This window comes from Paraburkholderia sp. J10-1 (assembly GCF_905220165.1).
Lineage (GTDB): Bacteria > Pseudomonadota > Gammaproteobacteria > Burkholderiales > Burkholderiaceae > Paraburkholderia.
The window spans coordinates 99,952-125,249 of sequence record NZ_CAJMYW010000014.1; the positions used below are offsets into that span (position 1 = coordinate 99,952).

A 25,298-nucleotide genomic window follows, 5' to 3' on the forward strand; every position below is an offset into this window, starting at 1 on the left:
CCACCCTACCGACACACGCGTCGGCCACCCTGTTGCCTATGTCCGATATCGCCGCTTCCTCGCAATCTCCGTCCCCCGTCGCCGTCGTCAAGCCGGGGCAGCGCTACGCGTTCGACGGCACGCACGGCTCGTCCGACGCGCTCTTGATCGCGCGCTACCGCGAGGCCGCGCGCGCCAGCGCGCGCCAGGCGCCGCTGCTGGCCGTGATTTGCGCCAGCGCCGTGGATGCCCAGCGGCTCGCTCAGGAAATTCCGTTCTTCGCGCCCGAGGCGCGCGTGCGCCTCTTGCCCGACTGGGAAACGCTGCCGTACGACACGTTCTCGCCGCACCAGGACCTCGTTTCGGAGCGTCTGGCCACGCTGCACGATCTCGGCGAAGGCCGCTGCGACATCCTGATCGTGCCGGCCACCACGGCGCTCTACCGCATGCCGCCCGCGTCGTTTCTCGCGGCCTATACGTTCTCGTTTTCGCAAGGCGAGCGCCTCGACGAAGCGAAGCTCAAGTCGCAGCTCACGCTCGCGGGCTACGAGCACGTGAGCCAGGTGGTGCGCCCGGGCGAATACTGCGTGCGCGGCTCGCTCATCGACCTCTTTCCGATGGGCTCGCCGCTGCCCTACCGTATCGACCTCTTCGACGACCAGGTCGACTCGATCCGCGCGTTCGACCCGGACAGCCAGCGCAGCCTCTATCCCGTGAAAGACGTGCGGCTGCTGCCCGGCCGCGAGTTTCCGTTCGACGAGGCCTCGCGCACGGCGTTTCGTAGCCGCTGGCGCGAAGTGTTCGAAGGCGACCCGAGCCGCGCGACGATCTACAAGGACATGGGCAATGGCGTGCCCTCGGCGGGCATCGAATACTACCTGCCGCTCTTTTTCGAAGAGACGGCTACGCTCTTCCACTATTTGCCGGAAAACGCCCAGCTGGTGTTCTCGGGCGACCTCGAAGCGTCGATCCGCCGCTTCACGAACGACACGAAGCAGCGCCACAACTTCCTCTCGCACGACCGCGAGCGGCCGATCCTGGAGCCGCAGCGCCTCTTCCTGACCGACGAGGACTTCTTCGCGTTCGCAAAGCCCTTCGCGCGCCTCGTGCTGCCCGCCCCGAGCGCGGGCGGCTGGGCCACGGCGCTGCCGAATCTCGCGATCGACCGCCACGCCGACGACCCGCTCGCCTCGCTGCGCAGCTATCTCGACACGACGAAGAACCGCGTGCTGTTCGCGGTGGAGTCGGCGGGCCGGCGCGAAACCATTGCGCAACTGCTCGCCGACAACCATCTGCGGCCCACCGGCGCCGATAGCTTCGAGGACTGGCTCACCGGCGACGAGCGCTTCGCGCTGGGCGTCGCGCCGCTTTCCACGGGTTTCTCGCTGCCGGGCGAGGAGCTTGCGGTCATCACCGAGACGGAGCTATACGGGCCGCTCGCGCGCCGTGCGGGACGCCGCCGCCAGGAACAGGCGAGCAACGTCGATTCGATGGTGCGCGACCTCTCCGAGCTCAAAGTGGGTGATCCGGTGGTTCATGCGCAGCACGGGATCGGCCGCTATCACGGCCTCGTGACGATGGACCTCGGCGAAGGCGACACCGAATTCCTGCACCTCGAATACGCGAACGGCAGCAAGCTCTACGTGCCGGTCTCGCAATTGCACGTGATTTCACGCTACAGCGGCGCCGATCCGGATAGCGCACCGCTCCATGCGCTAGGCTCCGGCCAGTGGGAAAAGGCACGCCGCAAGGCCGCGCAGCAGATCCGCGACACCGCGGCCGAGCTGTTGAATCTCTATGCGCGCCGCGCCGCGCGCGAAGGCCACGCGTTCGCGCTCGAACCGCGCGACTACGTCAAGTTCGCGGAGAGCTTCGGTTTCGAGGAAACGCCCGACCAGGCGGCCGCGATCGCCGCCGTGATCGGCGACATGACGAGCGGCAAGCCGATGGACCGCCTCGTGTGCGGCGACGTGGGCTTCGGCAAGACGGAAGTCGCGTTGCGCGCGGCGTTCATCGCCGTGATGGGCGGCAAGCAGGTGGCGATTCTCTCGCCCACCACGCTGCTCGCCGAGCAGCACACGCAAACCTTCACGGACCGCTTCGCCGACTGGCCGGTGCGCATTGCCGAACTCTCGCGCTTCAAGTCCGCGAAGGAAGTGAGCGGCGCGATCCAGCAGATCAACGACGGCAGCGTCGATATCGTGATCGGCACGCACAAGCTGCTGTCGTCCGATGTGCAGTTCAAGCGCCTCGGGCTCGTGATCATCGACGAGGAGCACCGCTTCGGCGTGCGCCAGAAGGAGGCGCTCAAGGCGCTGCGCGCGGAAGTCGATGTGCTCACGCTCACCGCCACGCCAATTCCGCGTACGCTCGGCATGGCGCTTGAAGGCCTGCGCGACTTCTCCGTGATCGCAACCGCGCCGCAAAAGCGGCTCGCCATCAAGACCTTCGTGCGCCGCGAGGAAGACAGCGTGATTCGCGAGGCCATGCTGCGCGAACTCAAGCGCGGCGGCCAGGTGTACTTCCTGCACAACGAAGTCGAAACCATCGAGAACCGCCGCGCGATGCTCGAAGCGCTGGTGCCCGAAGCGCGCATTGCGGTGGCGCACGGCCAGATGCACGAGCGCGAGCTCGAATCCGTGATGCGCGATTTCGTGGCGCAGCGTGCGAACGTGCTGCTCTGTACCACCATCATCGAAACCGGCATCGACGTGCCGACCGCGAACACGATCCTGATCCACCGTTCCGACAAGTTCGGTCTGGCGCAGTTGCACCAGTTGCGCGGCCGTGTCGGGCGCTCGCACCACCAGGCGTACGCGTATTTGCTCGTACACGATCCGCAAGGGCTCACGAAGCAGGCGCAACGGCGGCTGGAAGCCATCCAGCAGATGGAGGAACTCGGCTCGGGCTTCTATCTGGCGATGCACGACCTCGAAATTCGCGGCACAGGCGAGGTGCTCGGCGACAAGCAGTCGGGCGAGATCCAGGAGATCGGCTTCCAGCTCTACACGGACATGCTCAACGACGCCGTGAAAGCGCTCAAGGACGGCCGCGAGCCCGATCTCAACGCGCCACTCGCGGCGACCACCGAGATCAACCTGCACGCACCCGCGATCCTGCCGGCCGACTATTGCGGCGACGTGCAGGAACGCCTGTCGCTCTACAAGCGCCTCGCGAACTGCGAGCACGACGATTCGATCGACGGCATCCAGGAAGAGCTGATCGACCGCTTCGGCAAGATGCCGGCGCAAGCGCACGCGCTGATCGAAACGCATCGTCTGCGACTGGCGGCGAAGCCGCTCGGCATCACGAAGATCGATGCGGGCGAAGCGGTCATTGGCCTGCAGTTCGTGCCGAATCCGCCCGTGGACGCCATGCGCATCATCGAGATGGTGCAGAAGCACAAGCACATCAAGCTCGCGGGTCAGGACAAGCTGCGCATCGAAACGCGCAGCCCCGATCTCGCCGTGCGCGTGGCGACCGTAAAGGAGACGTTGCGCGCGCTCGGTGCGCCCAATCGCGCTGGCGCGGCGCGCTAAACGCCTTTACCGCCCCTTCGTACGCCCGCGCGGATTTGCCTTCCGCGCGGGCGTTTTCGCGTCATGTTGCGGCGCGCCATGCAAGTCACAATTGCGCAGAACGTGTGACGACGCACTGCCCTTAGCTTTGGCTTGCCGCATTCTTTTTGGGTAAGATGAAGAATACAAGCAAGCTGGAGTCCACTATGTCCCTCGCCGCTGAAACAGCGCAGTCGTCCACGCCTTCCGCCTCCCTTCCCGCCTCGCTCCCCTGGGTCACCCGCCTCGTTTCGATGGATACGGTCAGCCGTCATCCGAATCTCGGCCTGATCGAGACCGTGCGCGACGATCTGCGCGCGCGCGGCATCGAATCCACGCTCACCTATGGCCGCGACGGCAAATGGGCCAACCTGTTCGCCACGATCCCCGCGCACGACGGTGAAACGAACGGCGGCATCGTGCTCTCCGGCCACACCGACGTGGTGCCCGTTGACGGCCAGAAATGGGACAGCGACCCGTTTAAGCCCGAGATTCGCGACGGCCTGCTCTACGGCCGCGGCACCTGCGACATGAAGGGCTTCATCGGCGCGGCGCTCACGCTCGTGCCCGAGATCCAGCAGATGAAACTCGCCAAGCCCCTGCACTTCGCGCTCTCGTTCGACGAGGAAGTGGGCTGCGTGGGCGCGCCGCTCATGATCGAAGAGCTCGTGAAGCGCGGCGTGAAGCCCGAAGGCTGCATCGTGGGCGAGCCCACGAGCATGCGCCCGATCGTGGCGCACAAGGGCATCAACGCGTACCAGTGCTGCGTGCGCGGCCAGGCCGCACATTCGTCGCTCACGCCGCGCGGGCTGAACGCCATCGAATACGCCGCGCGTCTCATCTGCTACATCCGCGACATGGCCGACGAATTCCGCGCGAACGGCCCGTTCGACGAGCTTTACGACGTGCCTTTCACGACCGCGCAAACCAGCACGATCGAAGGCGGCAATGCCATCAACACGGTGCCGGCCGAATGCCGTTTCGCGTTCGAGTTCCGCAATCTGCCGACGCTTAACCCCGACACGATCTTCGCGCGCATCGAACAGTACGCGCGCGAAACGCTCGTGCCGAAGATGCAACGCGAGCACGCGGCAGGCGCGATCGAGTTCACGAAGATCGCGGCGGCGCCAGGCCTCGATGCCACCGAGCAGGCCGCGATCACGCAACTCGTGCGCGCGCTCACCGCCGATGACGCACGCCGCAAGGTGGCCTACGGCACCGAGGCGGGCCTCTTTTCTCGTGCGGGCATTCCGAGCGTGGTGTGCGGGCCCGGCGACATCCAGCAGGCGCACAAGCCGAACGAATACGTTTCGCTCGAACAGCTCGCGGCGTGCGAAGGTTTCCTGCGCAAGCTCGTGTACGGCATGTCCGTCGAAGCCCTGACGCAGTGACCACGCTGGACGCGCACCATCATGTCCACCGCCTCGCCGCTCCCGACCAGCCACACGATAGACGGTGAGGCGATCCCCACCCTCGACGAGATCGCCTCGCAGCATTTCACGCTCGCGCCGTGGGTGTTGCGCACGCCGGTGTTCGACCGCCACGATCTGTCCACGCTCGAAGCGACGCTCGTGAACTTCAAGTTCGAGCTGCTGCAGTCGAGCGGCAGCTTCAAGGTGCGCAGTGCGTTCACGCATCTGCTCGCGCTCGATGCCGCGCAACGCAGCGCCGGCGTCACGTGCGTGTCGGGCGGTAATCACGCCATGGCGGTTGGGTATGCGGCGATGCGGTTGGGCATCAGCGCGAAGGTCGTGCTCTTACGCACCACGAGCGCGGCGCGTGTCGCGCAATGCAGGCGCTTTGGCGCGGAAATCGTCGTGGCAAGCAACAGCAGCGAGGCGTTCGAGATCGTGCGCCGTATCGAGACCGACGAGGGACGCTATTTCGTGCATCCGTTCAACGGCTATCGCACAGTGCTCGGCACGGCCACACTTGGCTATGAATGGGCCACCCAGGCGCCCGATCTCGACGCGGTCGTTGTGCCCGTCGGCGGCGGCGGGCTCGCTGCGGGCGTTGCCACAGCGTTGCGGCTCGCGAACCCGCGCGTGCGCGTGTATGGCGTCGAGCCCGAGGGTTCGGACGTGATGAGCCGCAGCTTCGCCGCAAACCACACGGTGCGCCTGACGCATATGCACTCGATCGCCGACTCGCTCATGGCGTCGCATGCAGAGCAATACAGCTATACGCTGTGCCGCCGTCATCTCGAGCGCATCGTCACGGTCTCCGACGACGCGCTGCGCAGCGCGATGCGCGTGCTCTTCGAGCAACTCAAGCTCGCCGTGGAGCCCGCTTGCGCCGCAGCCACGGCGGGGCTGCTCGGGCCGCTGCGCGACACGCTGCAAGGCAAGCGCGTAGGCGTGCTGCTGGGTGGCAGCAACACCGATCCAGCAACCTTTCACGAGCAGATCTCGCTCGCGCACTGAAGTCGAAAGCAGGCCAAAGACGGGCTTCAATCAGCGCGGTGGGCACGCCGCGTGCGTCCGGTAGAACTTCGTCGCCAGTCCCCGGAGAAAGGTCAGGGAATGTCAAATTGCTACCGCGATACGGATGCGTTCGCTATGATTGCGCCAATACGCCGTATTGACCCCAGCCCCGTGCCGCGCCATTCAGGGAGAGCCCGCTCATGAGCATCGTCCAGGAGTTCAAGGAATTCGCCGTCAAAGGCAACGTGATGGATCTCGCCGTCGGTGTGATCATCGGCGGTGCGTTCTCGAGCATCGTCAACTCAATCGTGAAAGATCTCATCATGCCGGTCATCGGCGTGATCACGGGCGGCCTCGACTTCTCGAACATGTTCGTGCGGCTCGGACACATTCCGGCCAGCTATAAAGGCAACCCCGAGTCGTACAAGGATCTGCAGACTGCGGGCGTGGCCGTGTTCGGCTATGGCTCGTTCATCACCGCGGTGATCAACTTCGTCATCCTCGCGTTCATCATCTTTTTGATGGTGAAGTTCATCAACAAGCTGCGCCAGCCGCAGCCCGCTGCACCCGCCGAGCCGGCGCCCACGCCTGAAGACGTGCTGCTGCTGCGCGAGATCCGCGATTCGCTGCAGAACAATCCGCGCTGATCCGCGCGAGCGTCCAGACATAAGCCCGCGCCGCCGCAAGGCCGCGCGGGCTTTTTTATGCCCGGTTCAAGCGAGGCTCAAGGAAGACTCAGGGAGCCGGCGCGGCGGAATCGGGCGCGGCCGACGCACTGCGCGCGGCCGCGGCCTCTTCGATCAGCCGTTCGAGTTGCTCGAAGTTGACGGGCTTCGTGAGATGCGCGGTGAAGCCCGCTTCGACGCTGCGGCGCACGTCGTCGTCGGTGCCGAAGCCGGTGAGCGCGACGGCAGGCGCCGTTGATTGCGCACGGAACGCGCGGATGAAGTCGATGCCCGAGCCATCCGGCAAACCGATGTCGCTTACCACGAGGTCGAAGGCCATGCTGGCCGTGAGCGCGAGCGCACCGGCCACGCTGCCTGCCACCGCCACCTCGTGGCCGCCCGAGCGCATCAGTTGCGACATGACCTCAGCGGTATCCTCGTGATCCTCGATCAGCAGGATGTTCAGCGCGCCCACCCGATGCGGCCCGCGACGCTCGGCCACCGCGGCGGCGCCCTCGCCTCGCGCGGCGCTCGGCAGCACGATGGTGAAGGTCGCGCCGCAATGCGCACCGGGGCTTCTCGCACTCACGCTCCCGCCGTGTGCCTCGGTCAGCGCCCGCGTCACGGCGAGGCCTAACCCGAGCCCGCCGAACTGACGCGTGAGATTGTGGCTGCCCTGTTCGAAGGCATGAAAGAGCTTGCCGATCTGCTCGGGCGCGATGCCGATGCCTGTGTCCTCGACCTCGATCTCCACGTGCGTGCGCTCGTCGCGCGTGCGTACGTAAATGTGGCCGCCGTCGGGCGTGAACTTCGCGGCGTTGCGCACGAGATTCCAGAGCATCTGCTGCAGGCGCGCGCGATCGCCGCGCACATAGTGCTGCTCGGCGCGCAGGTCGACATGGACATCCTGCTGCTTGATCTGGATTTCGCTATGGAAAAGCTCGAGCACGGCCTCGATCACCTCGTGCACGTCGACCGTGTCGAGCGCGAGGCTCAGCTTGCCATTGGCCACGCGCGTGAGATCGAGCAGGTCGTCGATCAGACGTGCCTCGAGTTCGATATTGCGGCGGATCATCAGTACGCCCGAGCGCGCTGCGTCGGGCAGGGCCGGGATCTGCTCCAGCAGCCGCGTGCCCGCGAGCACCGGCGTGAGCGGTGTGCGCAACTCGTGCGAGAGCATGGCGAGGAAGCGGTCTTTCGCGCGGTTGGCTTCTTCGGCGGTCTGACGCGCTGCCTGCTCCGAGGCAAGGAGGCGCTCGCGCTCCTCGGTCGCTTCGCGTTGCGCGTCGATGTCGGTGCAACTGCCGAACCATTTGTTCACGCCGCCTCGCGGGTCGCGCATCGCAACGATTCGGACATCGAACCATCGATACACGCCATCGCGGCGGCGAATACGCAACTCATGGCGATAGTCGGTGGCGCCGCTGCCCACAGCTTCGAGCCAGGTGTGGCGAATCTCTTCGCGATCGTCGGCGTGCACGGCGTCGAGCCAGGCGAGACCGTGCGACTGGCCGGCGTCGAGCCCCGTATAGTCGAGCCACTGCTTCGAGACAAAGTCGCAATTGCCGTCCGCGCCGCAGGTGAGCACGAGGTGCGGCAACGCTTCGGAGAGCGTACGGTAGTGCTCTTCGCGATCGCGCAGCAGTAGCGCTTCGTCGGAGGCGCGCTGTAGCGCCACCTGCGAGAGCACGCGCGCGACGGCTTCCGGCAGATAGTCGAGATAATCACCCGACTTCGGCACCACGTCCGAGACGCCCGCGCGCAGCGCGGCGATCACGCGGGACTCGTCGGTGAAGCCCGTCACGAGGATCGCCGGCACGCGCACGTCGTCGGCACGCAGACGGCGGAAGAAGTCGAGGCCCGTTTCCGCGCCGTCGAGCTGATAGTCGAGTACGAGCACGTCGGGCGTCTGCACGGCGAGCAACGCGCGCGCCTCCCCCACGCCCGTGCAGGTGTCCACGCGCGCACCCGCGCGCAGTAGCGATTTGCGGGCGAGGCGCAGGATGCCTTCGTCGTCGTCGACGACGAGCACGCGCGCGCCGTCCAGCATCGTGGGTTCCTCCGTCATGCGCGAAGCGTCCCTTCAGGCATGGGTCGAGCGTGTCGCCTTGCTTTCATTCGGTTGCCAATGCGTGATGTTTCCATGCGCGATGCCCGCGCGATCCGTTACTGGGCGCCGGCCGGTCGCGCCTGGACGAAGCGATGGCCCGGCGGCAGCTTGACGACCTGGAGAAAGAAGCCGAGTCGGCGCACGGCCTCGATGAACGCGTCATATTCGACCGGTTTCGTGATGTACACGTTGCAGCCGAGTTCATAGCAGCGTTCGATCTCGCGAGGGTCGTCGGTGGTCGTGAGCACGATCACCGGCACCGACGCCGTGGCGGGCTCCGCTTTCAGGCGCCGCAGCACCTCGAAGCCGTCCACGCGCGGCATGCGCAAGTCGAGCAGCACGACGAAATTGCTGAGCGCGTCGCGCGACGCCCAGTTCGCCGCCGCTGCCGGATTGTCGCCCGGCGTGCCGAAAAAGTAATCGAGCGCCTCCTGGCCGTCGCGAAAGCGCAGGAAGCTGTTCGAAATCCCCGAACGCCGCAGGTTGCGCTCGACCAGCGTGGCGTGCCCGTCGTCGTCTTCGATCAGCACGATGCTGACCTGTTCCCCGTTCGTCATCTCGACTCTCCTACGTACCGCATGAACTTTTCGAAACTTGTTGAAAGCTTGCCGGCAGGCGCGCCCGAGTGCCCGCTATGTGGTGCGCAACGGCTGGTCAGGCAGCGCGACGAAGAACGTCGAGCCCGCGCCCTCGGCCGATTCCACCCAGATGCGCCCGCCGTGCCGCTCCACAATCCGCTTGGCGAGCGCGAGGCCCGTGCCCTGCCCGGGCGATTCGCCGCCGTGCAGCCGCTGAAACGCGCGGAACAGCTTGGGCAGATACGCTTGCGCGATACCAACGCCATTGTCGCGCACAAAATAAGTCCGCGTACGCTCGAGAGGCTCCGCTGCCCCTGTTTTTCCTGCATCCTTGCCCGCGCTTTTGCCGGCTCCGTCGGCGGATTCGCTAGCGGCAGCGAGCGCACCGATCTCGACCCGGCCCGGGCGCGCGGGATCGAGATGGTGCAACGCATTCTCGATGAGGTTGCCGAATATCTGTTCAATGGCCGCCGGATCGCCCCAGGCGGGCGGCAGCTCGCCCACCTCGATGCGCGCCGCCTGCGCGCGTTCCTCGGAGAGGCCGCCCAGCACGCGCTCGACGAGCCGCGCCACGTTCACGCGCTGCCAACGGTATTCAAGGCGCCCGGCGCGAGAGAGACGCAACAGCGCGTCGATGATCGCCGCTGCGCGCGCCACCGCCTGCCGCAGAAATTGCAACGATTCGTCGACGTCGCCGTCGAGCACTTCGGTCATCGCGCGATGCTCGTGCTCGGGCAAGCCCGCCGCGTCGACCTGGGCGCGCAAGTCGTCGCACGATACCTGCAGCTCCTTCGAAAAGCCCTGCAGGTTCACGAGCGGCGAGCGCAGATCGTGCGAGACGCTGTAGATGAACATCTCGTTGTCCTGACTCTCCTGGCGCAGATGTTCGTTGGCGCTCGCGAGGTCCGCGGCGCGCGCCTGGAGCTGCGCCTTCAGCGCGGCCTGCTCGCGCTCGGCCACGCGCAGCTGCGCGCTCGTCTGATGGAGCACCGCATCGAGCGCGGCGATTTCGTCGTTGCCCGTGAGCGGCGGCGCAAGCGGCGCACTTTCCCCAAGGCGCTCGGCGTTCGCGCTGAGCGCGGCAAGGCGCACGCCCACGTTGCGTGCGAACGCCATGGCCGTGAACCCCCAGATCAGCATCGAGCCCACCACCGCGAAGATCAGCGCGTCCTGCTGGCGCTCGCGCGTCTCGCGCAGCATGGCCGCGCGGGCCTCGTCGAGCCGCGTTTCCTCGGCGATGAAGTCGCCGAGCACTTCGCGCACCGTCTCGATCTCCGGAGGCATGCCGTTGCCCGCCACCTGAGCGAACGACGTGCTGCGACCCATGCGTAGTGCATCGGCAATTTCACCCGCTTCTTTGCGCCATGCATAGGCGGCGTTGCGCATATGCTCGACGCGCGCGAGTTGGGGAGGATTGTCGGCGACCATACGCGCGAGCAACGTGATGCGGTCGGCGAACTCGGTCCAGACGGCGTGGCGATCGATGAATGAAGGATCTTCGAGCACGATGCCCGTGCGCACGCGCGCGGCTTCGCGCAGCAGCGGGTCGACGAGACTGTTGGCTTGCCAAAGGATTTGCTGCGTGTTTTCGGCGCGTTTGGCCGCGAGCGCGGCCTTTCCCTGGGTGTCGAACACGACGCCGAGCAGCGCCAGTTCGACGACGCTCGGAATCGCGATCAGCAAGAGCCCCTTGGCGAAGAGTTTCATGTTGGCCTGCTTCGGTGGCGGGTCTGGGCGGCGCGCCGTGCTTTTCGCCAGTTTATTTGCAATGCGTCCCGCGGCATGCACCCACGCAACGCCAATCGGCCCGAGGCGCCCCGGACAACCGCGGGCAACAGAACCGCAACATTATCTGCGCGATTTTTCAGGATGACAATGTATGTGACACCACACACGTTGAGTCGCGGAAAACCCGTTTTTTTGCGGCAATTCGCCACACCGAGCGCACACACAGGTCTATTATTGAGACGGAGACGAGCGAGAGAGCGCCGGGATATCTACATGAGCGCGACGTGCGATCCGGCATGGCGTTTGCGAACGCAATGAGGGTTTTGAAAGAGGGGCAGCAGGCGGGCCGCGCAGGTCCGGATCGCTTCAGGCGCTCCGCGCGCCGCAAGAGCGGACCGTCCCCATCTCTATCCTCGTGAACGCAGCAAATCCGTGTGCTATAAAGGATCGACGTGCGGCGCACCAGTCCGGGAGTGGTCGCATGGGAACGCTGCGTGTACTGCAATCCACCTTTTTCAGGCGAATTTTTATGTCCTTCCCGAAAAAGCGCAAACGCGTCAAGGCTGACGGCGACGAGTCATTTCTCGCCGTGCTGAGCCACTTCAAGCCGTTCGGCCAACTCGATACCAAGATCGCGCGAGCACGCGCGCAGGACGAGCCCGTGCTCTATGCGCATATCCTGCCGGGGCTCGATGTGCTCCTGTGCAGCGTGCGCGGAGCGCAGCCGCCGTATCCGGGCACGAGTGAATTGCGCAAGCGCTGCATCGAATCGATCGCTCACGCGCTCGAGCAGCCGATCGAAGGCCTCGAGAACGGCGGTTACTGGTATGAAGCGGACGGCTTCGGCTTTCTTGTGTTCGCGAGCCGCGCACGCAGCCGGGTCCTGCCCGAGTTCGGTGCGGCACGTCCGACCATGACCACCCGCCGCGTCACGCGCCGCCAGGACGCCGCCGGCGACACGGCGCCGCGCTCGTTGCGCTAGTCGTTGCGCCAGGTCGGCGCGCTCAACGAAGTTCACTGCACCGCTGCGCCGGGTCGATACACCCGGCGCAGCGGTTTTTCCGCTTCAGCTTCCCGAATCAGCTTCCCTTGTAGAGCGGCTGCTGCCCTTGCGTCGGCGTTGCAGTCGAGGCTGGCGACGGCGCGTCGCGCGTGGCCGGGCTCGCTTTCACGCCCCCTTCCCCTTTATTGCCCTTATCCGTCGCCGCAGCGGCGCTCGCGCCCGCGCCTGCGCTTGCGAGGTCCGGCTTCGGCAGCGCGCGCATTTTCTGGCCCGGCGGCGGCGCCACGGGATGTTCACGCATCTGCGCGAACAGCGCGTCGCATGGCAGCGGCTTGTTGTTGCTCGGCGCGATGAGCGGAATCAGCGCGGCGAACGGGTTGATAAGTCCGAGCCCGATCATCGCGCCGCCGCGCAGCGCGAGCGCCGTCGCATCCACGCCTACGTGCGGGTTCTTGAATGTGCCCCTCACGTAGAGCGGCGAGCGCAGCGTGAAAATGCGAAAGCCCTTCGTATGCGGATGGACCTTCATGTTCATCGATTCGTCGCGCAGGTCGATCGGGCCGTCGATGTTGATCACCGCGTCGTCGGTGTCGAGCGCGAACACGCGCGGATCGAGCACGCCGTTGGTGGCGACGAAGTCGGCCGCCGCACAGTTGATATTCACGTCGCGCGTGCCGAACAGCTTCTCGTACACCACGTTCGCCACGTTCAGGCCCGCCGCCTCCATGAGCAATCGGCTGATCGTGCCCTGCGTGACAAGCAGCTTCACCTCGCCGTTCGAGGTCGAGGCGAGCGCCGCCGGCGAGTTGCCGGTCGCCGTAAGCGAAGCGTCGCCGTTGATCTCGCCGAGCGCCGACTGCATCGTCTTGAAGTTCGGGAATAGCTGCTTGAGCTTCAGGTGACGCGCCTCCAGCGTGCCGCGCGCCTTGAGCGGCGCGCCGCTGCCGTCGAGCGAAACACGTGTGCCGAGCGTGCCGCCCGCCACACCGAACTGCAGCGGATCGAGCACGAGCACGCCGTTCGTCAGCATGACGTGCGCGTAGAGGTCCTGAACCGGCAAGCTGCCCTGCTTGATGATGCGCCGGCCCGTAAACTTGACGTCGGCGTCGATTGCGCTCCAGCGGTCGGTGCGGAACGGCTCGACCGGGATCACGCGATCGGCCGGCTGCGCAACGGTGTCGCCGCGCTTTGCCTTGCTCGCCGTGCTGTCTGCGCCGATGATCGGCGCGAGGTCCGAGAACTGCAGCAGGTTCGAAACCAGTTCGCCGCTCAGGAGCGGCCGCGGCGTGCGCTGCTGGTACACCACCGTGCCGTTCAGGTCGCTGCCGCCCACGCGGCCCGTGAAGTTCTCATAGCGGAACACGCTCGCGCCGCGCCTGAAATTGCCGACGAAGTGGCCTTCCGTGGCATACGGCGGCGTTTCGGGCAGCGTCACGCCGGTGAGGTTGTACAGATGCGCCAGGCTTTGTCCCTGCAGCCATAGGCGCAGATCGACGGCGGCCAGGTGCGTCGGGTCGGTGAGCGTGCCGACCAGCGCGATGTGCAGGTCGCCCGCGCGCATGTCGGCCTGAATCGGGAACGGACGCTTCGCGTCCTGCAGGGCGAGCACGCCGCCGAGCTTGCCGCTGCCCGCGAGCGCCGTCTTGCCGTACGTGCCCTTGATCGTCCAGCCGATCGCGTAGAACGGCTCTTGCGTGAGCGGCTGTGCGGGCGCGGCACCCGAGCCGGCGATTACGCCGCTGGCGCTGTTGGCACTGCGCGCGGCGAGCGTTTGCGAGCCCGTTGCAGGCGCGCTTGTTACGCCCGCCTTGCCCGAAGCCGCCGCTGCGCTCGCCTCGCTGGTCGCACTAGGCGCACTGGCGGCCGCCGCCTCCGAAGCCTGCTTATTGACCTGCTGTGTCAGGCGGTTCGCGCCCGCGCGCCCTATGACCTGCGCAGAGCCCTCGCGCGACGCCGCTTCCTGCTCCTCCATCACCTTGCCGATCGGGATGCCCTGCCCAAGCAGGCTCACCGCGATCTTCACGTCGGTTTTCGTCTGCTGGTCGCTCACGGCGATATTGCCGCTCGAGAACGTGATGTCGTGCAGGTCGAGCCGCCACGTCGAAGGCCCGCTCGAGGCGGGCAGCTTGAAGGTCCAGTTGTTGCGCCCGTCGACAAGACGCTCGACGTCGATCGACGGATTCACGAGATTGATTGCCGGAATCACGATGTCGTGAGCCAGCAGCGGCAGCACGGCCACCTCGAAGTCGATTGCGTCGAGCGTGGCGAAATGCGGGGACTTCGTCCAGTCGGGATTGGCGATCGCGATCTGCGTGGCCGAAAAGCGCGGCCAGGGCACCCACGCGCGCCAGCCCGTTTCGCCGGGCGGCCTCTGCCAGCCCACCTTGAGATCGCCTTCGATCGCAAACGGCCGCCCGATGGCTTCGGTGACCTTTTCGTTTACGTAGGGTTTGGCGTGGTTCCAGTCGAACGTCAGGATGAAAACGACGAGCACCGCAACCAACACGACGACAACCGCGACGAGCCATGCGATGATCCTGGCGAGCGTGCGGCCAAGGTTAAAGGGCTTGGGCTGCGGTGACGTCATGCGGACTCCACGTTATGCGTTGTTGTCGGCCTGCCATGTTGCAATACCGCAAGAGCAGTCAGCGTGCCCGGTTACATACTGTTTCGCACGCCTTGTCGTACCCGACATGTTTGCAATCTTTCGATGCTCAAGCACAACCCACTCCCCCCACTCCACGCCGATGGCGCGCCGCTCGTCGAGGCCCGCCAGATCGCCCGGCGCGACGCGCAACGCGGCCAGTGGCTGCTGCATCCCACCGATTTCGCGCTGCTAGCGGGCGAGCGCGCCGTGCTGGCGGGCCCGTCCGGCTCCGGCAAAAGCGTGTTCCTGCGCGCGCTCGCGCTGCTCGACCCGCTCGACGGCGGCGAGGTGCGCTGGCACGGCAAACCGGTCACGCGCGGGCGCATCGCCCAGTATCGGCGGCATATTGCGTACCTGCGGCAGCGGCCCGCGCTGCTGGACGGCAGCGTCGAAGACAACCTGCGCTACCCCTATACGCTAGCGGCTTACCGCGACGCGCGATTCGACGCGGCACGCGCGAACGCCCTCTTCGCCGCCATTGGCCGTTCCAGCGACTTCCTCGCGCGCGATACCTCCGAGCTTTCGGGCGGCGAAGCGCAAATCGTGGCACTCGTGCGCGTGCTCCAGCTCGATCCCGAAGCGCTGCTGCTCGACGAGCCGACCGCCTCTCTCGACCCCGAATCGGCGCGCGCCGTCGAGGCGCTGGTGGCCGGCTGGTTCGACGAGGCGCGCACAGCGCGCGCCACGGTCTGGGTTTCGCACGATCCCGCCCAGGCACAGCGCGTGGGCGAGCGGCATCTGACAATGCGCGCGGGCGTGCTCGAAGAACCCGCCACGCGCGCGGCATTCACTCAGGGAGCCGCACAATGAGCCCCGGCGTACTGCAGAACCTCGGCATCGGCGACGTCGCCATCGCGGCGCTGCTCGTGTTCGTCAACGGCGCGGTCTCCGTGCTGCTCAAGCTCGACCTCGAGCGCAAGCTGGCGTGGGCCGCCGTGCGCACCGTCGTGCAGTTGCTCGCGATCGGCTATGTGCTCGGCTGGGTGTTCGCATTCAACCGCTGGTACGTCGTGCTGCCGCTGATGGCGCTCATGACGCTGATCGCCGGTTTCGCCGGGGCGCAGCGCGGCGCACGCACGTATGGCGGGCAACGCGCGGACAGCATCGTGTCGATCTGGGTGAGCGCGTGGCTCGTGGCGGCAGTCGGGCTTTTCGTGGTGATCCGCATCCGGCCGTGGTACGAGCCGCAATATGCGATTCCGATCCTCGGCATGATTCTCGGCAACACGCTCACGGGCGTATCGCTCGGCGTGGAGCGCATGATGCAGGAGCTGACCGCGCGGCGCGACCGTGTGGAGAGTGCGCTCGCGCTCGGCGCGACACGCTGGGAGGCCGCGCAGGCTAGCGCCCGCGAGGCGGTGCGCGCCGGCATGATCCCGACGCTCAACCAGATGGCCGTGGTCGGTGTGGTGAGCCTGCCCGGCATGATGACGGGTCAGGTGCTCGCGGGACAATCGCCGCTGCAAGCCGTGCGCTATCAGATCGTGATCATGTTCCTGATCGCGGCTTCGTCGGCGCTCGGCACGGTGGGCGCGGTGCTGCTCGCGTACCGGCGCCTCTTCTCGCCGGAACACCGCTTTCTCGCGGCGCGGCTTATCGAGCGCAAGGCACGCGCCTAGACGTGTGCGGCCGGCCCGCGCTCGATGCTTTACGCGCTACGCCGGCCATCCCGCTTACGGCGCGCTTTAGCGCTGCGCCGAGATCGTGATCTGCGTGCCGTCGCTGAGCTTGAGCGTTTTCGCAGTGCCATTGGTGGGCATCGTGAGGTGCGCGACCTCGCTATGCGCAACCACAGCAGGACACGTAAGCGATGCGCCGTTGCTCGACACCGTTTGCGTCCCGTGCGGCGCCTGGGCGCGGAAGCTCACCTGCACGGTGGCCGTGCCGTTACTCGCGACGATTGGCGCAAGGCGAACCTGGGTCTGCCTGACCATCGCGCCGTTCGCGTCGAGCGGCAACGAGGCGTAGTCCGGGCAGCCTTGCGGCGTCGCGACTGCGCCGCCCGGCGGCGTGGTGCGCCACGTGAAGTCGTCGGTGTCGCCCGAGCGCAGCGTGCGGGTCTCCTGAGCGTCGCCGAACGCCTTCGACACGACCCGTACCGTGTAGCGGATCGGCCCGTCGGTCGCGGCCTTCGAGGTGACCGTGATCGGCGTGGCCGCGAGCGCGGGCAGCGCGATGACGCAAGACGCGGCTAGGACGAACGGGACGAGCGCCGCGCGACGGCGGCGAGTATGGCGGGAGCTGCGGCAAGGCATGCGTCACCTCCTGGCGGGAACGGCCGCGCCCGTGGGCAATGGCGGCGTACGCAACGAACGCGGCAAGCCGCGAAAAGCCGGTACGACGCACCGCTCCCGTGCGGCGGATGGTCTGTTAGCAGTCTAGCGCGCCGCGCGCTGCCTTGCGCCGAGCGCATGCATCGAACGGACCAGGTTTTATCCTGCTTGTCATCGCGGGTAATTTGCTTGCTGTCCGTCTGTGCGTGGTCATGCGCCGTACTTCATCGGCATCGACGATCCGTTGTGCATAGGCGGCGCGCAAAACATCCTCACGCTCACGGCTTCACTACTTGCCGGTTGACTCCAGACTCAGCGTCAGCTCCGCCGTCAACTTCTGCCGAACGCTTCCATAGGCCCCCCAGGGATCAGCCTGCTCGATCCGGGCGAGACGCGCGTCGATGGTTGCAAGCGTCCATTGCGCGCCCCCCGTCGTCGCCTCCAGTTCGTCCCAGCCGATCGGCACGGATATGCCCATGCCCGGGCGCGCCCGCACGCCATACGCGAGCGCCGTGCTCGCGCCGCGCGCATTGCGCAGATAGTCGATGAAGATCTTCTTCTTGCGGTGCTCTGGGCCCATAGTGGCCGTGATCTGCGTGGGCCAGACCGCGGCCAGATGCTGCGCAACCGCACGGGCGAATGCCTTCGCGTCCTCCCAGCCCGCCTCCGGCGTGAGCGGCACGACGATATGCAGCCCCTTGCCGCCGCTCGTCTTGCAGAATGACTCGAGCTTGAGTTCCGCAAGCAGTGCACGCGTGGACTGCGCCGCCTCGATCACGCGGTCCCAGCCCAGCGCCGGATCGGGGTCGAGGTCGAAGACAACCCGATCGGGCCGCTCGATGTCGTGGACGCTGGCGTTCCAGGTGTGCAACTCGATAACGTCCATCTGCGCGGCGCTCACCAGCGCGCGCGCTGTATCGATCGTGAGCAGCGGCGGATGGCCCGGGTCGAGCCCTTCGTGCTCGGTGAGTTCGGGCAGCGGCGCCCGCCCACAGTGGCGCTGGAAGAACATCTCGCCGCTCAAGCCGCGCGGTGCGCGCACGAGCGACACGGGGCGATCGCGCAGTTGCGGCAGAATCCAGCCCACAGCGCGCGCGTAGTAGCGCACGAGTTCGAGCTTGTGCGTGCCGCTGTCGGCATCGATAACGCGTCTCGCACTCGTGATGCGTATACCGTCGATTTCGGTTTCGGCCGAGTCGTCACGCCGGCGCCGTGTGGTTCGAGGCAAGCGGTGCACGGACGGGGCAGGCGTGGCCGGCGCGGCGGCGTCCGAGTTCGAGGCCCGCTCGCCGCGCGGCGTTCGGGCAGATGTCCTGGTTGGGGCCTTGCGAGCGTCCTGCATACCGGTTCCCCTGGCGCCCTCGCGCACATGACGCGTCGCGCGACGCGAGTCGCGACACGTTCGGTTGACGGCACGCGGCAGCCGCCCCCGTCAGACTGCCGCACGAGCTTTCATTGTGCCTCGAATGAGCGCTTTCGTCGCTGCAAGGTGATCGCAAGCGTGTGCCGAAAAACGGGGAAATATCTGCCATGAGGAGAAGCCCGCGGCGAACGTGGCAGACGACCGTTGCGATCGGCGGGAAGTTACAATGACGGGCTTTGCCGCGCACTGCAGAGCGCAATTCCGGCTCTTGCACGCGCGACTGCGCCCTTTTTCATCCGATTTCATCCGATCAATCCGACGACGCCGTGCGTCGGCTTTGCCCGTCCTGCCATGAACCTCGTCATCCAGAGTCCCGCCCCGCTCGACACCGTCCATCACAAGCCGCTTCTCGGCCTCGCCCGCGGCAGCCGCCTCACGCCGATCGACGCTCACGCGGTCCGCATCGAGCATGCCGAGCCGGCCCAGCGCGCCGACCTCGAGGTCTACTGCGGCACGCACCAGCTCGACTACGCATTCGTCGAAGCGGAGCGCACGCTGGCCGATTTCGGCCTCGTGGCGATGGACATGGACTCGACGCTCATCACGATCGAATGCATCGACGAAATCGCGGACTTCTGCGGCCTCAAGGCCGAGGTCGCGGCGATTACCGAAGCTTCGATGCGCGGCGAGATCAAGGACTTCAACGAAAGCCTCACGCGCCGCGTGGCGCTCCTCAAGGGGCTCGACGCGAGCGCCCTGGAGCGTGTGTATGAAGAGCGACTGCAGCTCTCGCCGGGCGCCGAGCAGATGCTCGCGGGCGCGAAGGCAGCGGGCCTGAAAACGCTGCTCGTGTCCGGCGGCTTCACGTTCTTCACCGAGCGCCTGAAGGCGCGTCTCGGGCTCGACTACACGCGCGCGAACTCGCTCGAAATCGTCGACGGAAAACTCACGGGACGCGTGACCGGCGAGATCGTCAACGCCGACGTGAAGGCGCGTACGCTTGCCGAAACCTGTGCGCAGATCGGCATCGAGCCAGGCCGCGCAATCGCGATGGGCGACGGCTCGAACGACCTCAAGATGATGGGCGTAGCGGGTTTGTCGGTTGCGTTCCGCGCGAAGCCGGTGGTGCGCGAGGCCGCGAGCGTCGCGTTCAACTTCGTCGGGCTCGACGGCTTGCTGCGTCTGTTCTGATCGGGATTGCGCCGCGGTTAGAAAAGACAACGGCCGCTCGTGTCCTCGTGGACGCGAGCGGCCGTTGTTGTTTCGCGCGGATTATTCAGGCGTACTTGCTTTTTCCGCAAGCCTTGCGAGCGCGCGCTCGATGTCGGCGCGCAGATCGGCCTCTTCTTCGAGGCCGATGTAGAAGCGCACCAGCGTGCCGCGATGCGGCCAGCTCGCTGCCGTGCGCATCGAACCGACGTCGTACGGCATGGCGAGGCTATGCGCCCCGCCCCAGCTCCAGCCCAACGCGAAGAGCTCGAGCGACTCGCAGAACGTGTCGATCTGCGCCGCACTGTAACGCTCGTCGAACACCACGGAGAAAAGGCCGCCCGCGCCCGTGAAGTCGCGCTTGTAGAACTCGTGGCCCGGGCAATCTTCGAACGCCGGGTGCAGCATCGCCGCGATTTCGGGGCGCGACTTGAGCCAGCCTGCGAGTGCGAGCGCGGTGCGATCGTGCGCCTCGAAGCGCGCCTTCATGCTCGGCAGCGCGCGCAGCACGAGCGAGCAGTCGTCGACCGAAACGCCAATGCCAAGGCGCATGCGCGCGGCCTTGAGCTTGAGATAAAGATCGCGGTCGGCGGTGATGGTTGCGCCCATCAGCACGTCACTGCCCCCCGACTGATACTTGGTGAGCGCCTGCACCGAAATGTCGATGCCGTGCTCGAACGGCTTGAAGGCAAGGCCTGCCGACCACGTGTTGTCGATGGCCGTCACCACGTTGCGCGCGCGCGCCGCCGCGGTGATCGCGCGCACGTCGGGCACTTCCATCGTCACCGAGCCCGGTGCTTCCAGCCAGATCAGCTTCGTGTTCGGCTGGATCAGCTCGGCGATGCCCGCACCGATCATCGGATCGTAGTAGCGCACCGTGAGGCCGAAATCGCGTGCGAGCCAGTCGCCATGATCGCGGTTCGGCGAATAGACGTTATCGGGAATCAGCACGTCGTCGCCTGACTTCAGCAGTCCGAAGTAGACATTCGAGATGGCCGAGAGTCCCGAGGGTTGCAGCAGCGCATGTGTGCCGCCTTCGATCTCGGCGATGCGCTTTTGCAGCATGGCCGAGGTGGGCGTGGCGTGCAGGCCGTAGCGCCATTGCGCGTCGTTGCGCCAGTCGAGCGCGCGCACCGAAGCGAGGTCGGGAAACACCACGGTCGAAGCCCGCGTGACCGGCGCGGCAAACGATTCGAAGCCGGGCGTGAGGTCGTCTTGCGGGTGAATGATGCGCGTCTGCAACGCGCGGCGGGAGTCGGATTGGGTCATGTTGGAGCGAATTCGGTTGAGGCGCGAGAACGTTGCGGCGCGGGCCTGCGCGAAAGACGCGCGCGACGCCGCATAGCGAAGAGTAACACCCGTAGCGGCGCTTATTGCCCGATCACGAGATTGCTCACGCCGTTCACGGCGTGCGCGCCGTTCGGCGTCGATGCGCTCGCCGCGCCAGTCGACACGGCGGGCGCCGCAGCCCCCGCCGCGAGCGGCTTCAGATCGAAGGGGACCGGGTGCGAGTCGTCCGGATCCATGCGGTCGCCCGACAGCGAGCCGTCTTCGGCGAACGTGCCCACCCAGTTGCCGGAGATATGCGTGCCGTCGTTCGAGTCCTCGGCTTCGAGCGTGGCCTCCGCGCGGTCGCCCGCGATCAGGACCACCTCGCCCGTATCCGTGAACTGATATTCGCCATGCACGCCAGTGGGGTCGTCGTCGCCGGCTTTTGCGCCGAGGCGCATGACGATCTGACGGTTACCGAGCGTGCCGACGTATTGCGGCAGCTTCGCGAACTCGGGGTTCGGCTTGAGCGTGGCCTTGGCGGGCGGCGGCGCGCTCGCGTCCTGCGCGCGCGCCGCGAGCGGCAGCGCGAGCGCCATGACCACCGCAGCCGCGGCCGCGGCGGCAATCCAGCCGCGCGCCTTGATCGCGCCGCCCCGTCGGGCGGCCGCGCGCGGCGGCCGCTGTGCTTGCGTCATTGCTTCCATCTGAATCCTTCCTTCACTTGCACAGCTGGCGGGGCGTGGCGTGTATCAGATGCGTTCGAAGATGGCCGCAATGCCCTGGCCGCCGCCGATACACATCGTCACGAGCGCGTAGCGCCCCCCGATACGCTGCAGTTCATACAGCGCCTTCACGGTGATGAGCGCGCCGGTCGCGCCGATCGGGTGGCCGAGCGAGATGCCCGAACCGTTCGGATTGACCTTGGCCGGGTCGAGCCCGAGTTCCTGCGAAACCGCACAGGCCTGCGCCGCGAAGGCTTCATTGGCCTCGATGACGTCGAGGTCGCTGACCTTCAGGCCTGCGCGCTCGAGCGCCTTCTGCGTGGCCGGCACCGGGCCGATGCCCATGTACGCCGGATCGACGCCCGCATGCGCATACGAGACGAGGCGCGCGAGCGGCTTCACACCGCGCGCACGAGCGGCGTCGGCGCTCATCAGCAGCACGGCGGCCGCCGCGTCGTTGATGCCCGACGCGTTGCCCGCGGTGACCGTGCCGTTCTCCTTCGCGAACACCGCCTTGAGCTTCGAGAAGTCCTCCAGCGTGGCGCCGTGGCGCACGTGTTCGTCGGCGTCGAACAGCACTTCGCCCTTCTTCGACTTGATCGAGACAGGAAGGATCTGATCCTTGAAGCGGCCTTCGGCGAGCGCGCGCTCCGCACGGCGGTGCGATTCGAGCGCAAGCGCGTCCTGCGCCTCGCGCGTGATGCCGAACTTCTTCGCGACGTTTTCCGCCGTCACGCCCATATGGATCGTCTGGAACGGGTCGTGCAGCGCGCCGATCATCATGTCGACGAGTTGCGTGTCGCCCATGCGCTGGCCGAAACGCGCGGCCGGCATCGAGTACGGCGCGCGGCTCATGTTCTCCGCGCCGCCACCGATCGCGATGTCGGCGTCGCCGAGCAAAATGGTTTGCGCAGCCGACACGATCGCCTGCAGGCCCGAGCCGCACAGGCGGTTCACGGTCAGCGCCGGCGCGTGCTGCGCAACGCCGCCGTTGATCGCGGCCACACGCGCGAGATACATGTCCTTGGGCTCCGTGTGCACGACGTTGCCGAACACCACGTGACCGACCGCGTCGCCCTCAACGTTCGCCCGCGAGAGCACCTCGCGCACCACGCGTGCACCGAGATCCGTCGGGGAGAAGTCCTTCAGGCTGCCGCCGAAGTCGCCGATTGCCGTACGCACACCGCTTGCCACCACTACTTCGCGTTCCATAGTCTCACTCCTCTCTTCCTGATTGGATGAATCTCGTTATTGGCGCGTTATTGGCGCGTTGCGCCCGGAGGGCCATCGGCGAGCAAGCGCTCGACGTCCTCGCGATAAGGAATAGGCGCCACGGCGCCAAAACCCAGCGTCGAAAGCGCGGCGGCCGCGTTCGCATAGCGTGCCGCCGCGAACGGTTCGTCGCCGGCCGCGAGGCGCGCGACGAATGCGCCGCCAAAGCAGTCGCCCGCGCCCGTGGCGTCCACGGCTGCGACCACGTGGCCAGGCACGACGCGCCGCTCGTCGGGCGTCGCGACGTAGGCGCCGTCCTTGCCCAGCTTGAGCGCAACCACACGAGCGCCGCGCGCGAGCAGGTAATCGACAATCGCGTCGCGGTCTTCGAGGCCCGTGAGTACCGCCACGTCGTCCCAGCTAGGCAGGCAGATATCGGTGAGCCGCAGCACCTCGTTCATCACGGCGCGCGCCCGCGCGAGTGGCCACAGCTTCAGGCGCAGATTGGTGTCGAAGCTCACGCGCACGCCGTTGGCGCGCGCATGCTCGACAGCGGCGAGCGCCGCGTCGCAGGCGCTGTCGCTGATCGCCACGCTAATGCCGGAAAGATGCAGCACGCGCGCAGCCGCAATGGTGTCGAGCGGCAGATCGCGCGGCGTGTACCGGCTCGCGGCCGACCCTTTGCGCAGATAGTCGAAGGCATGGCCGCTCGGGCCATGCGAGACGAAGTAGACGCCAGTGGGCGCCGTCGCGTCCACGCGCACCGTCGAGGTATCGACGCCTTCGCGCGTCCAAAGGTCGGTCAGGAGGCGTCCGAAATGGTCGTCGCCGACCGCCGAGACGAAGCCCGTGCGCGCGCCCTGGCGAGCCGCCGCGATGGCGAAGTTCGACGTATCGCCGCCGAAGCCCTGTAAATACTCGGGGCGGTCTTTCGACGCCTGGTTGAACTCGACCATGGCCTCGCCATAAGCGAGGACTTGCGGGGCGACGCTCGTCATGCCGCTCAGACCTCGCCCCAGAGGTCGTGGCCGTCCGCGCCGGTGATCTTCACCGAAACGAAGTCGCCGACCTTGTAGCGCTTCGACGCCTTGGTCGCCGGCGCGACATAGACCACGCCGTCGATCTCGGGCGCATCCGCCGCGGTGCGGCCAATGCCGCCGTCGGCGTTGATCTCGTCGATCAGCACCTTGAGCGTCTTGCCGACCTTGCGCTGAATACGCTTGGCCGAGACTTCCTCCGCGACTTCCATGAAGCGTGCGCGGCGTTCCTCACGCACCTCGTCGGGCAACGCGCCGTCGAGTTCGTTCGCCGTTGCGCCTTCAACCGGCGAATAAGCGAAGCAGCCTACGCGGTCGAGTTCGGCCTCGCGGATGAAGTCGAGCAGCGTTTCGAATTGCTCTTCCGTTTCGCCAGGGAAACCGGCAATGAACGTGCTGCGGATCGTGAGATCGGGGCACATCTCGCGCCAGGCCTTCACGCGCTCCATGACCTTCTCCGCGTTCGCGGGGCGCTTCATGCGCTTGAGGACTTCAGGGTGAGCGTGCTGGAACGGCACGTCGAGATACGGCAGCACGTGACCCTTGAACGGACCTTCGGCCATCATCGGAATGACTTCGTCCACGCTCGGATACGGGTAGACGTAGTGCAGGCGCACCCAGGCGCCGTATTGCGCAGCCAGTTCGCCGAGCGCGGCAACGAGGTCGGTCATGCGCGTCTTGATCGGCTTGCCGTTCCAGAAACCGGTGCGGTACTTCACGTCCACGCCGTAAGCGCTCGTGTCCTGCGAGATCACGAGCAGTTCCTTCACGCCGGACTTGAAGAGGTTTTCCGCTTCGAGCATGACCTCGGCGACCGGGCGCGACACGAGGTCGCCGCGCATCGACGGGATAATGCAGAACGTGCAGCGGTGATTGCAGCCTTCGGAGATCTTCAGGTACGCGTAATGGCGCGGCGTGAGCTTGATGCCGGCGGCCGGCACGAGATCGACGAACGGGTCGTGCGGCTTGGGCAGGTGGCTGTGCACCGCCTGCATGACCTCGCCCACCGCGTGCGGGCCCGTCACGGCGAGCACCTTCGGATGCACTTCTTCGATCAGGTTCGACCCGCTCGCGCTCGCCTTCTTGCCGAGACAACCGGTCACGATCACCTTGCCGTTCTCGGAAAGCGCTTCGCCAATGGCGTCGAGGCTCTCCTGCACGGCTTCGTCGATGAAGCCGCACGTGTTGACGACGACGAGGTCCGCACCGTCGTAAGACCCCGAGATTTCGTAACCCTCGGCGCGCAGCTGGGTAATGATCTGCTCGGAGTCGACAAGCGCCTTCGGGCAGCCGAGGGAAACCATCCCGACGCGCGGAGCAGGATTGCGGGAGGTCGTTGATTCAACAGGGTTTTTCACGTGTACATCCAGATGTGGGGCGCAGGGCGTTCGTTGCGCCGCGCGAGGGTCAAGCCAATCCGCCATTTTACCCGTTTGGCGTATCGTGCGGCGCAGCATGGTAGACACGCACCCGCACGCGCCGGGGTCGGATGAAATATGGGCAGGATCAAACTTCGTTCA

General features: G+C 66.5%; 19 protein-coding genes. 8 read left to right on the forward strand and 11 right to left on the reverse strand.

Translation table 11 applies throughout. The annotated features are described in order from the left end of the window. Nucleotides 1-38: 38 nt before the first annotated feature. From mfd to mscL, 4 genes are all read left to right on the forward strand, one after another. Nucleotides 39-3,518: a transcription-repair coupling factor gene (mfd, locus tag U5A65_RS31685; RefSeq protein ID WP_321948837.1), complete on the forward strand. Its 3,480-nt coding sequence runs from the start codon at nt 39-41 to the stop codon at nt 3,516-3,518. Nucleotides 3,519-3,703: 185 nt separating this feature from the next. Further along, complete coding sequence (argE, locus tag U5A65_RS31690) at nt 3,704-4,927, forward strand: acetylornithine deacetylase (RefSeq protein ID WP_321948838.1); 1,224 nt, start codon at nt 3,704-3,706, stop codon at nt 4,925-4,927. 21 nt (nt 4,928-4,948) lie between these two features. Then, a complete protein-coding gene (locus tag U5A65_RS31695) occupies nt 4,949-5,959 on the forward strand; it encodes a threonine/serine dehydratase (protein ID WP_321948839.1) in 1,011 nt (336 codons plus the stop codon). A gap of 200 nt (nt 5,960-6,159) precedes the next feature. After that, nucleotides 6,160-6,606, forward strand: a complete 447-nt coding sequence (mscL, locus tag U5A65_RS31700) for a large conductance mechanosensitive channel protein MscL (protein ID WP_321914848.1) — start codon at nt 6,160-6,162, stop codon at nt 6,604-6,606. 88 nt (nt 6,607-6,694) lie between these two features. On the opposite strand, the gene U5A65_RS31705 is transcribed toward mscL, so the two are convergent. The 3 genes from U5A65_RS31705 to U5A65_RS31715 form a co-directional block, all read right to left on the reverse strand. Further along, nucleotides 6,695-8,692 (reverse strand): response regulator, encoded by a 1,998-nt coding sequence (locus U5A65_RS31705; protein ID WP_321948840.1) that lies wholly within the window; start codon nt 8,690-8,692, stop codon nt 6,695-6,697. Between the two features lie 98 nt (nt 8,693-8,790). Continuing rightward, nucleotides 8,791-9,291 (reverse strand): response regulator, encoded by a 501-nt coding sequence (locus tag U5A65_RS31710; RefSeq protein WP_321937630.1) that lies wholly within the window; start codon nt 9,289-9,291, stop codon nt 8,791-8,793. Between the two features lie 75 nt (nt 9,292-9,366). Further along, entirely contained in the window at nt 9,367-11,019 is a 1,653-nt protein-coding gene (locus U5A65_RS31715) for a sensor histidine kinase (protein ID WP_321948841.1), read from the reverse strand. A 502-nt stretch (nt 11,020-11,521) separates the two neighbouring features. On the opposite strand from U5A65_RS31715, the gene U5A65_RS31720 reads away from it, so the two are divergent. Beyond that, nucleotides 11,522-12,022, forward strand: a complete 501-nt coding sequence (locus U5A65_RS31720) for a hypothetical protein (protein ID WP_321914844.1) — start codon at nt 11,522-11,524, stop codon at nt 12,020-12,022. Nucleotides 12,023-12,119: 97 nt separating this feature from the next. On the opposite strand, the gene U5A65_RS31725 is transcribed toward U5A65_RS31720, so the two are convergent. Further along, nucleotides 12,120-14,630, reverse strand: coding sequence for an AsmA family protein (locus U5A65_RS31725; protein ID WP_321948842.1), 2,511 nt, complete (start codon nt 14,628-14,630; stop codon nt 12,120-12,122). 123 nt (nt 14,631-14,753) lie between these two features. On the opposite strand from U5A65_RS31725, the gene U5A65_RS31730 reads away from it, so the two are divergent. Then, a complete protein-coding gene (locus U5A65_RS31730; protein ID WP_321914842.1) occupies nt 14,754-15,500 on the forward strand; it encodes an ATP-binding cassette domain-containing protein in 747 nt (248 codons plus the stop codon). Then, nucleotides 15,497-16,309 (forward strand): ABC transporter permease, encoded by an 813-nt coding sequence (locus U5A65_RS31735; RefSeq protein ID WP_321948843.1) that lies wholly within the window; start codon nt 15,497-15,499, stop codon nt 16,307-16,309. The genes U5A65_RS31730 and U5A65_RS31735 overlap by 4 nt, the downstream gene beginning before the upstream one ends. A gap of 66 nt (nt 16,310-16,375) precedes the next feature. Here U5A65_RS31735 and U5A65_RS31740 read toward each other — a convergent pair whose 3' ends face one another. Both U5A65_RS31740 and ligD read right to left on the reverse strand, forming a co-directional pair. Further along, nucleotides 16,376-16,945 carry a DUF6013 family protein gene (locus U5A65_RS31740; protein ID WP_321914840.1) on the reverse strand — a complete coding sequence of 190 codons (570 nt, stop codon included), beginning with the start codon at nt 16,943-16,945 and terminating at the stop codon, nt 16,376-16,378. 307 nt (nt 16,946-17,252) lie between these two features. Continuing rightward, nucleotides 17,253-18,305 (reverse strand): non-homologous end-joining DNA ligase, encoded by a 1,053-nt coding sequence (gene ligD / locus U5A65_RS31745; protein ID WP_321948844.1) that lies wholly within the window; start codon nt 18,303-18,305, stop codon nt 17,253-17,255. 372 nt (nt 18,306-18,677) lie between these two features. Here ligD and serB point away from each other — a divergent pair, with 372 nt between their 5' ends. Continuing rightward, on the forward strand, nt 18,678-19,517 hold the full coding sequence (gene serB / locus U5A65_RS31750) for a phosphoserine phosphatase SerB (RefSeq protein WP_321937637.1): 840 nt from the start codon (nt 18,678-18,680) through the stop codon (nt 19,515-19,517). Nucleotides 19,518-19,598: 81 nt separating this feature from the next. Here the strand turns inward: serB and U5A65_RS31755 are convergent, their stop codons facing one another. The 5 genes from U5A65_RS31755 to rimO all read right to left on the reverse strand — a co-directional run bounded on the left by U5A65_RS31755 (nt 19,599) and on the right by rimO (nt 25,082). Next, nucleotides 19,599-20,804 carry a cystathionine beta-lyase gene (locus U5A65_RS31755; protein ID WP_321914837.1) on the reverse strand — a complete coding sequence of 402 codons (1,206 nt, stop codon included), beginning with the start codon at nt 20,802-20,804 and terminating at the stop codon, nt 19,599-19,601. Nucleotides 20,805-20,905: 101 nt separating this feature from the next. Next, complete coding sequence (locus U5A65_RS31760) at nt 20,906-21,502, reverse strand: hypothetical protein (RefSeq protein WP_321948867.1); 597 nt, start codon at nt 21,500-21,502, stop codon at nt 20,906-20,908. Nucleotides 21,503-21,556: 54 nt separating this feature from the next. Continuing rightward, complete coding sequence (gene bktB / locus U5A65_RS31765; protein WP_321914836.1) at nt 21,557-22,741, reverse strand: beta-ketothiolase BktB; 1,185 nt, start codon at nt 22,739-22,741, stop codon at nt 21,557-21,559. 47 nt (nt 22,742-22,788) lie between these two features. Next, nucleotides 22,789-23,739 carry a sugar kinase gene (locus U5A65_RS31770; protein ID WP_321948845.1) on the reverse strand — a complete coding sequence of 317 codons (951 nt, stop codon included), beginning with the start codon at nt 23,737-23,739 and terminating at the stop codon, nt 22,789-22,791. A gap of 5 nt (nt 23,740-23,744) precedes the next feature. Further along, on the reverse strand, nt 23,745-25,082 hold the full coding sequence (gene rimO / locus U5A65_RS31775; RefSeq protein ID WP_321937642.1) for a 30S ribosomal protein S12 methylthiotransferase RimO: 1,338 nt from the start codon (nt 25,080-25,082) through the stop codon (nt 23,745-23,747). Nucleotides 25,083-25,298: the final 216 nt, after the last annotated feature.

What these genes read in the sequence shown, in the direction of transcription:
- mfd (WP_321948837.1), top strand. Translation starts at nt 39, where the DNA reads ATGTCCGATATCGCCGCTTCCTCGCAATCTCCGTCCCCCGTCGCCGTC.
- argE (WP_321948838.1), top strand. Translation starts at nt 3,704, where the DNA reads ATGTCCCTCGCCGCTGAAACAGCGCAGTCGTCCACGCCTTCCGCCTCC.
- U5A65_RS31695 (WP_321948839.1), top strand. Translation starts at nt 4,949, where the DNA reads ATGTCCACCGCCTCGCCGCTCCCGACCAGCCACACGATAGACGGTGAG.
- mscL (WP_321914848.1), top strand. Translation starts at nt 6,160, where the DNA reads ATGAGCATCGTCCAGGAGTTCAAGGAATTCGCCGTCAAAGGCAACGTG.
- U5A65_RS31705 (WP_321948840.1), bottom strand. Translation starts at nt 8,692, where the DNA reads ATGACGGAGGAACCCACGATGCTGGACGGCGCGCGCGTGCTCGTCGTC.
- U5A65_RS31710 (WP_321937630.1), bottom strand. Translation starts at nt 9,291, where the DNA reads ATGACGAACGGGGAACAGGTCAGCATCGTGCTGATCGAAGACGACGAC.
- U5A65_RS31715 (WP_321948841.1), bottom strand. Translation starts at nt 11,019, where the DNA reads ATGAAACTCTTCGCCAAGGGGCTCTTGCTGATCGCGATTCCGAGCGTC.
- U5A65_RS31720 (WP_321914844.1), top strand. Translation starts at nt 11,522, where the DNA reads ATGGGAACGCTGCGTGTACTGCAATCCACCTTTTTCAGGCGAATTTTT.
- U5A65_RS31725 (WP_321948842.1), bottom strand. Translation starts at nt 14,630, where the DNA reads ATGACGTCACCGCAGCCCAAGCCCTTTAACCTTGGCCGCACGCTCGCC.
- U5A65_RS31730 (WP_321914842.1), top strand. Translation starts at nt 14,754, where the DNA reads ATGCTCAAGCACAACCCACTCCCCCCACTCCACGCCGATGGCGCGCCG.
- U5A65_RS31735 (WP_321948843.1), top strand. Translation starts at nt 15,497, where the DNA reads ATGAGCCCCGGCGTACTGCAGAACCTCGGCATCGGCGACGTCGCCATC.
- U5A65_RS31740 (WP_321914840.1), bottom strand. Translation starts at nt 16,945, where the DNA reads ATGCCTTGCCGCAGCTCCCGCCATACTCGCCGCCGTCGCGCGGCGCTC.
- ligD (WP_321948844.1), bottom strand. Translation starts at nt 18,305, where the DNA reads ATGCAGGACGCTCGCAAGGCCCCAACCAGGACATCTGCCCGAACGCCG.
- serB (WP_321937637.1), top strand. Translation starts at nt 18,678, where the DNA reads ATGAACCTCGTCATCCAGAGTCCCGCCCCGCTCGACACCGTCCATCAC.
- U5A65_RS31755 (WP_321914837.1), bottom strand. Translation starts at nt 20,804, where the DNA reads ATGACCCAATCCGACTCCCGCCGCGCGTTGCAGACGCGCATCATTCAC.
- U5A65_RS31760 (WP_321948867.1), bottom strand. Translation starts at nt 21,502, where the DNA reads ATGACGCAAGCACAGCGGCCGCCGCGCGCGGCCGCCCGACGGGGCGGC.
- bktB (WP_321914836.1), bottom strand. Translation starts at nt 22,741, where the DNA reads ATGGAACGCGAAGTAGTGGTGGCAAGCGGTGTGCGTACGGCAATCGGC.
- U5A65_RS31770 (WP_321948845.1), bottom strand. Translation starts at nt 23,739, where the DNA reads ATGACGAGCGTCGCCCCGCAAGTCCTCGCTTATGGCGAGGCCATGGTC.
- rimO (WP_321937642.1), bottom strand. Translation starts at nt 25,082, where the DNA reads ATGGTTTCCCTCGGCTGCCCGAAGGCGCTTGTCGACTCCGAGCAGATC.